The sequence below is a fragment of the Lysinibacillus sp. FJAT-14745 genome, from assembly GCF_001275675.1.
Classification (GTDB): Bacteria; Bacillota; Bacilli; order Bacillales_A; family Planococcaceae; genus Lysinibacillus.
On record NZ_LITM01000005.1, the window covers coordinates 502,377 to 514,983 of the forward strand.

At 38.7% G+C, this 12,607-nt stretch carries 10 protein-coding genes; 1 reads left to right on the plus strand and 9 read right to left on the minus strand.

Translation table 11 applies throughout. The features are described from left to right. Positions 1-198: 198 nt before the first annotated feature. A complete protein-coding gene (locus AMS59_RS09695; RefSeq protein WP_053483528.1) occupies positions 199-1,665 on the minus strand; it encodes a UDP-N-acetylmuramoyl-L-alanyl-D-glutamate--2,6-diaminopimelate ligase in 1,467 nt (488 codons plus the stop codon). Between the two features lie 399 nt (positions 1,666-2,064). Further along, the gene (locus AMS59_RS09700; RefSeq protein ID WP_053483529.1) at positions 2,065-3,453 is read right to left on the minus strand and encodes an aldehyde dehydrogenase; all 1,389 of its coding nucleotides are present in this window, start codon (positions 3,451-3,453) and stop codon (positions 2,065-2,067) included. Positions 3,454-3,660: 207 nt separating this feature from the next. Here AMS59_RS09700 and AMS59_RS25795 point away from each other — a divergent pair, with 207 nt between their 5' ends. Beyond that, positions 3,661-3,816: a hypothetical protein gene (locus AMS59_RS25795; RefSeq protein WP_199777704.1), complete on the plus strand. Its 156-nt coding sequence runs from the start codon at positions 3,661-3,663 to the stop codon at positions 3,814-3,816. A gap of 110 nt (positions 3,817-3,926) precedes the next feature. Here AMS59_RS25795 and lpdA read toward each other — a convergent pair whose 3' ends face one another. The 7 genes from lpdA to AMS59_RS09740 form a co-directional block, all read right to left on the minus strand. Further along, positions 3,927-5,264, minus strand: coding sequence for a dihydrolipoyl dehydrogenase (lpdA, locus tag AMS59_RS09705; RefSeq protein WP_156304597.1), 1,338 nt, complete (start codon positions 5,262-5,264; stop codon positions 3,927-3,929). 522 nt (positions 5,265-5,786) lie between these two features. Beyond that, the gene (locus AMS59_RS09715) at positions 5,787-6,383 is read right to left on the minus strand and encodes a hypothetical protein (protein ID WP_234007719.1); all 597 of its coding nucleotides are present in this window, start codon (positions 6,381-6,383) and stop codon (positions 5,787-5,789) included. A 24-nt stretch (positions 6,384-6,407) separates the two neighbouring features. Continuing rightward, on the minus strand, positions 6,408-8,489 hold the full coding sequence (locus AMS59_RS09720; protein WP_053483532.1) for a catalase: 2,082 nt from the start codon (positions 8,487-8,489) through the stop codon (positions 6,408-6,410). Positions 8,490-8,783: 294 nt separating this feature from the next. Beyond that, entirely contained in the window at positions 8,784-9,275 is a 492-nt protein-coding gene (locus tag AMS59_RS09725) for a hypothetical protein (protein WP_053483533.1), read from the minus strand. 2 nt (positions 9,276-9,277) lie between these two features. Beyond that, positions 9,278-9,481: a helix-turn-helix transcriptional regulator gene (locus tag AMS59_RS09730; RefSeq protein ID WP_053483534.1), complete on the minus strand. Its 204-nt coding sequence runs from the start codon at positions 9,479-9,481 to the stop codon at positions 9,278-9,280. Positions 9,482-10,154: 673 nt separating this feature from the next. Then, on the minus strand, positions 10,155-11,651 hold the full coding sequence (gene glpK, locus AMS59_RS09735) for a glycerol kinase GlpK (protein ID WP_053483535.1): 1,497 nt from the start codon (positions 11,649-11,651) through the stop codon (positions 10,155-10,157). A gap of 24 nt (positions 11,652-11,675) precedes the next feature. Continuing rightward, a complete protein-coding gene (locus tag AMS59_RS09740; RefSeq protein WP_053483536.1) occupies positions 11,676-12,479 on the minus strand; it encodes an MIP/aquaporin family protein in 804 nt (267 codons plus the stop codon). Positions 12,480-12,607: the final 128 nt, after the last annotated feature.

Genomic DNA, 12,607 nt, shown 5'->3' on the forward strand with positions numbered 1-12,607 from the left:
AAGCATTTCGATGATTGCTCTTTCTTTCCATCTACTCACTCGTTTGTTAACATCGATACATTCACAAAAGAACCCAAAAAGAAAACCCTTTAGTACTAACTAAAAGGGTTCTCTAAGTAGGGTGAACTTGCCGCATTATTGCATGCATTACGCTCACACTATCAAGTACGCTCTAACATCCTCATTGGAGATCATATATTATACAAATTTTAGACGGCCAGCTTCTATTGCAATATCTGCATCACTATGCGGATATTTAGTATTCTCAATAATTTGATAATCTTCATGTCCTTTACCAGCAAAAATGATCATATCCCCTGGTTCAGCAATCTCAATCGCATGTCGTACTGCCTCAGCACGGTCTCCTATACATGCATAATTTTCATGTAGCATCCCTTTGGCTAGATCACCTGTAATACTATCGTAGTCTTCATAGCGCGGATCATCTGTTGTTAAAATAACGTAATCAGCGGCTGATGCCTTTTCTGCCATTGCCGGACGTTTCGATTTATCACGATTGCCACCTGTACCAACTAGGATAATTAGCTTGCCTTTTTTATATGGTTGAGCTGAAGAAATCGCCTTTTCAATTGCGTCAGGTGTATGTGCATAATCAACAAAAATCTGCACAGGTAAATCTGAACAAACTTTCTCCATGCGGCCCTTCACAGGTGGTAATTGCTCAATTTGCTCAATGATTGTTTCCATTGAATAGCCACGGCCATAAAAAGCAACCATAGCAGCAAGCACATTGTATATATTAAATTCCCCGAGTAAATGCATTTTCACATGGTATATTCCCTCTGGCATATCAACGTCGAAAGAAGTCATGAAATCATGATACTCACAGTTAATAGCACGGAAATCAGCTGCTTCATTTTTCAAACCATATGTCCATACTGGAAATGGTGTCATCGCAGCATAGCGCTCTGACCAAGCATCATCAGCATTTAACACTACATATTTATTCTTTTCTAAGTCTTGTCCAAGTTGAGAGAATAATAAGCCCTTCGCATGGCCATATTCCTCCATCGTTCCATGGAAATCAAGATGATCATGTGTAAGATTTGTAAAAATAGCTACATCATACTCTACGCCAGCTAGACGTCCAAGTGCTAAACCGTGTGAAGATACTTCCATAGTCATTAATCGGCAGCCTTCCATTTTTGCACGGAATATCATTTGTTGAGTCGATAATGCATCGCTCGTAGTATTTGCTGATTCATATAAAATACCATTTAAATTAAAGCCGATTGTTCCTGTTAGTGCAGATTTCTCACCCATACCATGCATTATATTTTGAATAATACCTGTTACAGATGTTTTTCCATTTGTCCCTGTTACGCCAATCATTGTCATATCTTTCGATGGATAGTCAAAAAACTTTGCAGCTAACAAGCCAACTGCTCGATCCGTATCTTTCACAATGACCTGTGCAATATTTTCTCCTAATGGTAATTTTCGTTCTGCCACAACAATTGTTGCGCCACCCTCAACAGCTTTTTGTGCATAGTCATGACCATCTACTGTATAACCTTTTATACAAACAAACATACTATTTGGTTGTACACTTCGTGAATCAATTACAATATCACTTACTTGGTCAGGTAGCACTCCAATTATTTTTTTCAAAGGTAATGCATTCAACAATTCCTCTGCATACATTTCATAGTCCTCCAATCAATCTCTACATTCATTTCATCATTAGTTGTTTATTCGACAAAAAATGACAAGATGAATACCCCCACATTCTATTGAATTTATTTTACTACTTATTCGCCCATAAATAAAATCCCTGTAAGGACGTTTTTCCAATGAAAACGCTATCATTTTAATATATCTTTAATATTTCAATGAAATTTGGCTCATCATCTTAAAGTGAAGTTGATTTCCGTTCCAACTTATATAAATGGCATACGTTTTACAACTCTTATCTGAGATGTGAAATTTACCTGATTATCAAAAATCGGCATTTATCGACAACTTAAATCCATGTATGTTAGATAATATGTTTTGGAAAGTTGGTAAAAAAGAGAGATGTCAGTGATCCGACACCTCCTTTTACTATTTCATAATAGTTCGCACTAGCTTAACCTTTTGTTTATATGGGGGAAAGAGAACATTCGTCTCTAACTTCGATGATTTTTTTAAGATAGATTTTGGATGGGTAAAGTTTTCAAAGCTTGCCTTCCCGTGGTATGCTTTTACCCCTGATGGCCCGACACCGCCAAATGGCAAATGTAAATTTCCTACATGTGTAATCGTATCATTTATACATCCTCCACCAAATGGTAATTCCTCTAAAAAGTACTGGGTAGCTTTTTCATGCTCTGAGAAGAAGTAAGCCGCTAAAGGCTTTGGTAACTGACGAATTTGATGAATGGCCAGCGGTAAATCATCGTACATCATCACAGGTAAAATCGGACCAAATAGTTCATCCTGCATCGAAGGACTTGACCATTTCACATATCCAATAATTGTAGGCTCAATATACAAATCATCACGATCAGTTCTACCACCAAATGTAATGGCATCACGTTCTTCCACGATAATTTGCTGTAAGCGATCAAATTGTCTTAAATTCACAATACGACCGTAGTCAGGGCTTTTTAATGCATTTTTACCATAAAAGGAACGAATCGTTGCTTTCAATATTTTCATAAATCGATCATAGACATCTTTATGGACAAGGACATAATCTGGTGCCACACAGGTTTGGCCAGTATTTGTAAATTTACCCCAAGCGATTCTTTTCGCCGCTACTTCTAAATTGGCTGTTTGATCAACAATTGCCGGACTTTTCCCACCCAGTTCTAGGGCAATTGGTGTTAAGCGTTCCGCCGCTGCCTTTGCAACAACTTTTCCGACTGCCACACTCCCTGTAAAAAATATATAGTCAAAGGATGCATGAATAAGTGCCGTCACTTCTTCTTTCTCTCCTTCCACAACACGCACATAGGAGGGAATAAACGTTTCTTCAATTATTTTTTTAACGATTGCTGCTGTATGCACAGATGTTTCTGACGGTTTTACAATAGCCGTATTACCACCAACAATTGCACCGATTAATGGCTCCATTACAAGCTGGAATGGATAATTGAATGGACCAATGATTAATGTTACTCCATACGGCTCTCTTACTATAAAGCTTTTCCCCATCTGGTATTGAATCGGTGTTTTTACAGCTTCAGGTTTCATCCATTCTTCAATATGCTTTACCATATAAGAAATACTATCTAAAACAATGCCGACTTCTGTTGCATATGCCTCAAACTCACTCTTTCGTAAATCTAAATATAGAGCATTCAAAATTTCTTTTTCATATTTTAAAATCGTTTCCTTCAGTTTTATTAATTGTTCTTTTCGAAACTTTGTACTCTTCGTAGCTCGTGAAAAATAAAATTGACGTTGTTCTGTAATCATATTTTCTACATCTTGTGTCGTAAAATTCATAATAAAAGCACCCCTTTTTTAAAATGGCATACATAGTTTTTTCATTTCGAAACAAACTATCTTTGTCTATACGATACAACATTGACAACAAAAATTCCTCTTATATGAGTGGGATGCGTAAAGAATAAAGTTAAAACTGTAGATGATTTTGTGATTTCGGGAAATTTACAACTACATATTGAAAAATTGAAACGGAGGCGTAGATGAATGGCAACAACAACAGGAACTTGGTGGGAGTCTATTTTTTCTGGACCATTAGCACACGGTATTTGTGAAGAAAAATTATTGCTTTTGCAAGATGAGGCTTTCTTATATCTCTCTACAATACCGATCGAGAAAAAAGAAGAACCTGAAACTAATTAAAAATAGCGCGTTATAGGAGGTTATTTCCTATAATGCGCTATTTTTTGTACTTTATACTTAAATGGAATTTTTAGTTTAACCTTCCACTAAAAAATGTAGTTTTGAAACCATTATTGGTGAATGGCTTTGCCAAAAATAGCTTTTGCAGCATCCCCAATATGCTCTGATACTGTAGGATGTGGGAAAATCATATTTGCGAGAGTGTGGGCAGTGCAACCAGCATTTTTAGTAGCTAAAATAGCATTTAACATTTCTGTTGCCCCATCAGCAACAACACAAGCTCCCAAAATACGTCCTTCCTTTTTCGTCGCAATAAGCTTAATAAAGCCGACTGTATTTCCTTCCATTAATGCCTTAGGGTTTGTATGTAAAGGCATTTGAGTCACCGTATAAGGTTCTGTAACCTGCTCTTCCAGTAAACCAAATGTCGCAATTTCAGGATGGGTATAAACACAGCGAGGAATCGAAGTTTGATCAATTAGTGCCGGCTTATTCCCTAAAATATGATCCACAACATGAATTCCCTCTGCACTCGCTGAATGAGCTAGCTGGTAACCACCAACTAAGTCACCTATAGCATAGATGTGTGGCTGACTTGTTTCAAGATGCTCATTGACAGCAATCAATCGACCTTCGAATGCTAGACCAAGTTGCTGAGCTATTTCTGTATTCGGGCGTCGACCTGTTGCAAATAGAAGATTTTCATATGTATAAATGCCTTTAGATGTATAAATTTCATTGCCATTAAAATGCTCAAATTGGAAATCTGTCACAAGCTCAATATTAAGCTTTTTCATCTTTTCACGAATAAGTGGTCGCGCATCTGGCTCTTCTGTTTGTAAAATATCTTCACTATGATTCAGCACCGTCACCTTTGTTCCAAGAGGTGCTAAACTAAATGCCATCTCTACTGCAATAACGCCTCCACCGATAATTGTTAACTGCTTTGGTAGCTCTTTTAGATCAAAAAATGTATCCGTTGTATAATAGGAAGACGACTCTAAACCTTTAAAAGGTGGTACAAAGGGTTTACTCCCGGTTGCTAAAATGATATCCGTTGCTGTAAAGGTCTCACTACCAACTGTTACAGTTAAATCATTAGCTACTGCCGCTTCTCCTCGATAAAAAGTAATCTGATTGCTCAAAATATAGCCCTCAATATTCGTTAAAAGCTCGTCAATAATAGCATCCTTACGTTTCATCAATCGTAGAAAATTCACATTTACTGTAGGAGTTTCAATGCCCCAGTCATTACCACGTTGTATTTCTTGAATAAGCTTACTATGCTCCAACAAAATTTTCGAAGGAATACAGCCGACATTATAGCAGGCCCCTCCTACTTTATCGCGCTCTACTAAAGCGACCTTCTTGCCACTTTTTGCTGCATGAATGGCCGCCACATAGCCCCCAGGACCTGCGCCAATAACTGCAATATCAAATTTTCCCACAAAATTCACCTCATTTACCACCATAGCATTTACAAAATTTGAATGCAATGCCATATAATCCACGAGAAATTTAGTAACATTTCGTCCACTCCAACGGCAACTGCCATAAAAGGAGGATTGTATGCCTAAGACATTTTTATTGTTAATATCTATGCTACTACTAGTTGTTGGCTGTCAGGAAAAGCAAACTATGAAGCCCACACTAAGTAGCTGCGCAACAGAGAAACTTTATTGTTTGAACTTTCTATTTCAAAACCCGACCTTTACAGTGGGGGAATCAATACGTATAACCGCAAAACTAACGTTTGTAGGGCAGGCGCAAAACGTAACTATTTTGACATTATATCGTAAATGGGAGTGCCGATTTCTATACAGAAGACCCTCATGAACAAAAAACGGAATACAAACCTATAGAATTTAAGATGCAATAAGTCAATAAAAAATCTCTCACTATTCTTAGAACAATGAGAGACTTAATTATAAGTATTTTTACTATGATGGATGAAGTATTTCATAGAAAATCTAAAGAAACATGTCTCGAGAGAGTATCGCTTCGGTTCCCGCGGGTATTCGCCCTGCCCGCGGGTATTCGCTTTGCTTCCGCGGGTATTCGCTTTGCTTCCGCGGGTATTCGCCCTGCTTCCGCGGGTATTCTTTCTGCCCGCGGGTATTCGCTCTGCTTTCGCGGGTATTCGCTTTGCTTCCGCGGGTATTTGCTCTGCTTCCGCGGGTATTTGTTCTGCTTCCGCGGGTATTCGCCCTGCTTCCGCGGGTATTCTCTCTGCCCGCGGGTATTCGCTCTGCTTCCGCGGGTATTCGCTTTGCTTCCGCGGGTATTTGCTCTGCTTCCGCGGGTATTTGTTCTGCTTCCGCGGGTATTCGCCCTGCTTCCGCGGGTATTCTCTCTGCCCGCGGGTATTCGCTCTGCTTCCGCGGGTATTCGCTTTGCTTCCGCGGGTATTTGCTCTGCTTCCGCGGGTATTCTTTCTGCCCGCGGGTATTCGCTCTGCTTTCGCGGGTATTCGCTTTGCTTCCGCGGGTATTTGCTCTGCTTCCGCGGGTATTCGCCCTGCCCGCGGATATTCGCTTTGCTTCCGCAAGTATTCGCTCTGCCCGCAAGTATATACTGCAAAATAATGTAAGTTAATAAATATTCCGTTCCCAAAAACGTTGTTGCGCAATCGCTTTTACAAATTTTTTAGCGAAATCTTTGTCGCCAGTTGCCAACACAATTCCTGGCCCTACATTAGCATTGGACATATTAAAAAATGTCGTTCCAGATGTAGCTATGCCAATCGGTTTGTAATGTCTATACGCTTCATTGATATAATTTACAATATGCGAATTAAATTTCGCCTGATTTTTTGCTCTTACACCTACAACATATAACGAGTCAAATAGTACAGCATCGGTAGTAATAAATGTGTCACTTGCCGTTAACTGTACGCCATCACTACTAGTAACAACCCCTAATCTGTCGGAAATAATACTGTATCGAACACCCTGTCTTGTTAAATATTTCAGTATTTCTCCAACTTCATTTGCATCAAATCCATCACCAATTAGCACGCCTACTTTAAGTGTTTGTGGCATTTTTATAGTATTAGCTTGACTAAGTGCAGGTGATGATAACGTGACATTTATTTGCTCACCTTTTGGACGATTAACACCAACATTATCGGCCACAGTCGTTGCCATTGCTTTATCAACACGGACAAACATATCAACAACCTGTTGGCGAACGGACTTACTTTTCACCTTCCCTACCTCAAAACTAAAGGCATCAATGATATGCTGTTTTTCGGGGGGTGACATACTATTCCAAAACAGCCTCGCCTGTGAAAAATGATTATCAAAGGATTTACTACGTGCTCGTGTGATACGTCCTTCAACCTTTTCTTCATAATGGACAAAGCCACCTTCCCTTGCCGTTGATGTTGATGGTGTATTATTGGCCAAGGAATTTTTATGATAGCTCACTTTTCCTACATTAATAGTTTGACGACTAAAGCCATTGCGCTGATTGTTATGAAATGGACAAACGGGTCGGTTAATCGGTATTTCAGAAAAGTTTGGTCCTCCTAGACGTATTAGCTGTGTATCTAAATAAGAAAATAGCCGCCCCTGCAAAAGTGGATCATTTGTGAAATCTATGCCTGGTACAATATTTCCAGGGTGGAAGGCGACTTGCTCTGTTTCAGCGAAAACATTATCCACATTACGATTCAAGGTCATTTTCCCTATCTTTTTAACTGGCACTATCTCTTCAGGCCACAGCTTTGTTGCATCCAAAATATCAAAATCAAATTTAAATTCGTCCTCTGGCTCAAGCATTTGTACACCAAGCTCATATTCTGGATAATCACCGATCTCAATTGATTCCCATAAATCACGTCGCTGAAAATCTGGATCCTTTCCAGCAATACTTTGTGCTTCATCCCAAATGAGTGAATGAACCCCTAACACAGGCTTCCAATGAAATTTTACAAACCTCGATTTTCCTTTATCATTGACGAAACGAAAAGCATGAACACCGAAGCCTTCCATCATTCGAAAACTTCTAGGTATTGCACGATCAGACATATGCCACATAATCATATGCGCAATTTCCTGATTATTCGCTACAAAATCCCAAAACGTATCGTGAGCTGATGCTGCTTGTGGCATTTCATTGTGAGGCTCAGGCTTTACCGCGTGAATTAAATCAGGAAACTTAATGGCATCCTGAATAAAAAAGACCGGTATATTATTACCAACTAAATCGTAATTGCCTTCATCCGTATAAAATTTCGTCGCAAAGCCACGGACATCACGTGCAGTATCCATCGAACCTAAGCTTCCAACTACAGTTGAAAATCTGACAAATACAGGTGTTTTCTTATTAGGGTCCTGTAAAAAGCTTGCTTTCGTATATTCCCCCATCGATTCATACAATTCAAATTCTCCATGTGCTGCAAAGCCCCGCGCATGTACAACACGCTCAGGAATACGTTCATGATCAAAATGCGTTATTTTCTCTCGAAAGTGAAAATCCTCCATAATAGTTGGCCCACGAACTCCAGCCTTCAACGAATTCTCATCATTCGAAACTTTTAGCCCCTGATTCGTCGTCATCTTTTTTCCTTCATTATCGACACGAAACGGCTCTAGCTGCTGATCCTTCGCATTCTCCTCCAAATCTTTGCGCTGATTCGACTTAGATTTATCCACGCAATCCCCTTTCATTCCAATACTCATGAATCTCAATATACACTATATGTTTTTATGGAATAAACATGCTTCAAGGCGTTGCGTTGCTATAGAAAAACTTTCTCAATGGATTAAAGGTTATGCTAAAAATCATTTTTTATAGTAAATGAAAAGAAAGTACATTGAACAAAGATTGATCAAAATACTTTCTCTTTCGGTAATTTAGTATGCAGTTTTTATAAATAAGTTTGATTATTTTTTGGCTATCTCTTGTTCAACTTAAGCACATTGTTATCCAAAGAGGTATAATGGTACGACTTTATTTCAAATCTAGGAAGTTAACTCGGAATCTTCTCTCTTTGGTGTAAGTGCAGTAAAAAGTCCAATTAAATTAGGTGGTATACTTAATAATAAAAACATCCAGTTATTCGTAATGATCGAGATAATCATAAAAACAACAATAGACGTAACAACGACGAGTATGCCAAGCTTCACACGGGAAGGCTGCAACGGGACTGTACTGGACATACTGATGGACAAAACAATCCCACTTATTCCCCAGCTCCCTAGGTGTGTTAAAAGAAGGATACCTAGAACCATTGCGTTGCTTAATTCAATCCCAAACATGATTAAAGAAAAGAGAACATAAATCGCTCCTAATGTCACATACCATGAATAGGATTTTGCATTTTTCCAAATATGGTAGTATAGCTCATCTAAACCTCTGTTTTCTCTAGCTTTTTTCCGTCCGAACCACCAGCCAAGGATCCCACAAATCATTCCTCCATATAATCCAATAATACCCCCGATAGAAACCTCCATAACTACATTCCCCCCTCTTCGAAAATAAACACTTCTTCAATCGTACAATTGAAAGCTTTTGATATGTTGTAGGCAAGCTCAATAGATGGATTGAATTTTCCTGATTCAATTGCAATGATCGATTGCCGCGAGACTCCAACTTGTTTCGACAATTCCTCCTGCGTAATCTTCTTCGATTTTCGTAATTCGCGGATTCTGTTTTTCATAAAGCCTCCTTTAAAAGTGTAAAGTAAACTGTACATTTGTTGATAAGTCAAGTTTACTTTACATTTTCTGAAGTGTCAAGTTTACTTTACAATTTGATTTTTAGTTAATACAACAAAGAACCCTTACTAGGAGATATCCGGGAGACATAACAAAAGGAATCAAAATAAAACTGTTAAATTACGATCATAATGAACCGCACAATTACTAGTTAAGACACTATACTCTGAACTTTACTTCGAGTAAAAGACACCAAAATCTCTTACTCGGAGTTTTTAAGTCTCGTAGCACTAGTCAGAATAGCCACACATTTTTCGATACTCCTCTTCAAGAATTTGGCACGGTTGTGGAAAAAGAAAAAATCCTGCATATCAACTCAGGATTTTCAGTCAAACTTTTTTATATACGTCGCGACTTTATTTCAAATCAAACTCAATTATTTCTTAATTTACGACAAAACATAATATTGCAATTGCGGATAGTAATGTATTTGTTGTTATTTTTATGTTCACCTTAGTTCTATCTTCAAAATATGTAAGTGCAAATATGGGTACAGACCTAAAAAACCTTGATTGGCAACTGAAGTGCCTCCCAAAGTTAGATTTTTGTCTAACAAACGGGATCCGCTTCAAATTAGCCTATCAAGGTTTTTTTCATCACTATTCAGCTATCTTTTTATTTAAATGCTTGAGCAGCTGCTACAGCTTTTTTCCAGCCTGCATAAAGTTCTTCACGATGTGAGTCATCCATATTAGGTGTGAATTGACGATCTAAATTCCAATACTCACTAATTTCATCTGTTGTTTTCCAGAAGCCAACTGCTAAACCTGCTAAATACGCAGCACCTAAAGCTGTTGTTTCGTTAATAACTGGACGATCAACAGGAACGTTTAATAAATCTGATTGGAATTGCATTAAGAAACTGTTTGCAACAGCACCACCATCTACACGTAATTTCGCTAGTGGGATATTGGCATCCGCTTCCATTGCACCAAGTACGTCTTTTGTTTGATACGCTAACGATTCTAATGTTGCACGTACAAAATGTTCTTTAGAAGTACCGCGCGTTAAACCGAAGACTGCGCCTCGTACATCTGAATCCCAATAAGGAGTCCCTAGACCAACGAATGCAGGAACTACATAAACACCATCAGTCGACTCTACACGTGCAGCATATTGCTCAGATTCAGAAGCAGAACGGAACATTCGTAAGCCGTCGCGTAACCATTGAATTGCAGAGCCAGCTACGAAAATGCTTCCCTCTAAAGCGTAAGTCACCTTGCCATTTAAACCCCAAGCAAGCGTAGTTAATAAACCGTTCTCTGATTTTACTGCCTTTTCACCAGTATTCATTAACATAAAGCAGCCCGTACCGTAAGTGTTTTTTACCATACCTTCTTCGAAACAAGCCTGACCGAATAGAGCAGCTTGTTGATCACCCGCAGCCCCTGCAATTGGAACAGCCGAACCAAAGAACAGAGCTTCCTCCGTATATCCATACACTTCTGAAGAAGGTCGAACTTCAGGAAGCATAGAAGCAGGGACGCCTAAAATATCTAATATTTCTTCATCCCATTTTAAATCATAAATGTTGTACATTAATGTACGAGAAGCATTTGAATAATCTGTAACATGGACTTTACCACCTGTTAACTTCCATATTAACCACGTATCAATTGTACCGAATAATAAATCGCCTGCTTCTGCTTTTTCACGAGCACCTTCAACATTGTCTAAAATCCATTTTACTTTTGTGCCTGAGAAGTATGCATCGATTAATAAACCTGTTTTATCACGGAATAAGTCATTGTAACCGTTTTCTTTCAATTCCTCACAAATAGCGTTCGTTTGGCGTGATTGCCAGACAATCGCATTATAAATTGGTTTCCCTGAATGTTTATCCCAAACAACAGTTGTTTCGCGTTGGTTTGTAATACCGATCCCAGCAATTTGATTTGATTCAATATTTTTTGCAGAAAGCACTGTAGCGATACAAGAAAGAATAGAAGACCAAATTTCTTCTGCGTGATGTTCAACCCATCCTGATTGCGGGAAATATTGCGGGAATTCTTGTTGTGCAACGTGGAGAATGCTCCCTTTTTCATCAAACAAAATAGCACGTGAGCTTGTTGTACCTTGGTCCAAAGCTAAAATATATTTTTTTTCTGACATCGGTCATACCTCCAATTTTTTTAATTACTCTTCACTTTTAACATTTTTCACTGTCATTTGAGCACTGATAAAAATAATAACTACGATAATAGCAAACACCCAAAATGCGATACTATTTTTTCCCTCAAAAATTTGTTGGAAAAATAGGGCACCGAATGTACCACCGATAATTGGACCTACAACTGGAATCCATGCGTATGACCACCCTGAGTCACGTTTACCTGGGATTGGTAAGAAAAAGTGCGCAATACGTGGACCTAAGTCACGTGCAGGGTTAATTGCATAACCAGTAGGACCTCCTAATGCCATCCCGATGACTACAATTAACATACCAACTAGAAATGGATTTAAGCCATCCGTAATTGTATTTGTTCCTAATGCTAGAATACCTAAAACAAGTATAAATGTACCAATCATTTCTGCAATTAAATTTGATAATGGATGTTTAATAGCAGGCATTGTAGAAAATACAGCCAGTTTCGCTTCCGGATCTTTCGTACCTTTCCAATGTGGTAAATACATAAAATAAACGAGTACCCCACCTAAAAATGCACCAATCAATTGTGCAGCAATGTAAGCAGGTACGTCTTCCCACGGGAAATTACCGATTGTAGCAAGTGCGATCGTTAAAGCAGGATTTAAATGAGCCCCACTAATACCACCAACAGCATATGCAGCCATAGCCACAGCTAGACCCCAAGCGAAGGTAATCACTACCCATCCACCGCCAAAACCTTTCGATTTGTGCAGTGATACACCTGCAACAACGCCACCACCGAATAAAATAAGAATCATCGTGCCGACAAGTTCAGCTGTAAATGTTGACATACAAAAAGACCCCCTTTGTAATAATGTACTTAATATAAAAACAAACCCACACTTAAACAAACTGCACGTTGTAATGCAGATGAATAAATGTGGGTTCCTTTTCCTAACCACGCGCTTTTTAACTTATG

What these genes read in the sequence shown, in the direction of transcription:
- AMS59_RS09695 (WP_053483528.1), bottom strand. Translation starts at nt 1,665, where the DNA reads ATGTATGCAGAGGAATTGTTGAATGCATTACCTTTGAAAAAAATAATT.
- AMS59_RS09700 (WP_053483529.1), bottom strand. Translation starts at nt 3,453, where the DNA reads ATGAATTTTACGACACAAGATGTAGAAAATATGATTACAGAACAACGT.
- AMS59_RS25795 (WP_199777704.1), top strand. Translation starts at nt 3,661, where the DNA reads ATGGCAACAACAACAGGAACTTGGTGGGAGTCTATTTTTTCTGGACCA.
- AMS59_RS09720 (WP_053483532.1), bottom strand. Translation starts at nt 8,489, where the DNA reads ATGAAAGGGGATTGCGTGGATAAATCTAAGTCGAATCAGCGCAAAGAT.
- AMS59_RS09725 (WP_053483533.1), bottom strand. Translation starts at nt 9,275, where the DNA reads ATGGAGGTTTCTATCGGGGGTATTATTGGATTATATGGAGGAATGATT.
- AMS59_RS09730 (WP_053483534.1), bottom strand. Translation starts at nt 9,481, where the DNA reads ATGAAAAACAGAATCCGCGAATTACGAAAATCGAAGAAGATTACGCAG.
- glpK (WP_053483535.1), bottom strand. Translation starts at nt 11,651, where the DNA reads ATGTCAGAAAAAAAATATATTTTAGCTTTGGACCAAGGTACAACAAGC.
- AMS59_RS09740 (WP_053483536.1), bottom strand. Translation starts at nt 12,479, where the DNA reads ATGTCAACATTTACAGCTGAACTTGTCGGCACGATGATTCTTATTTTA.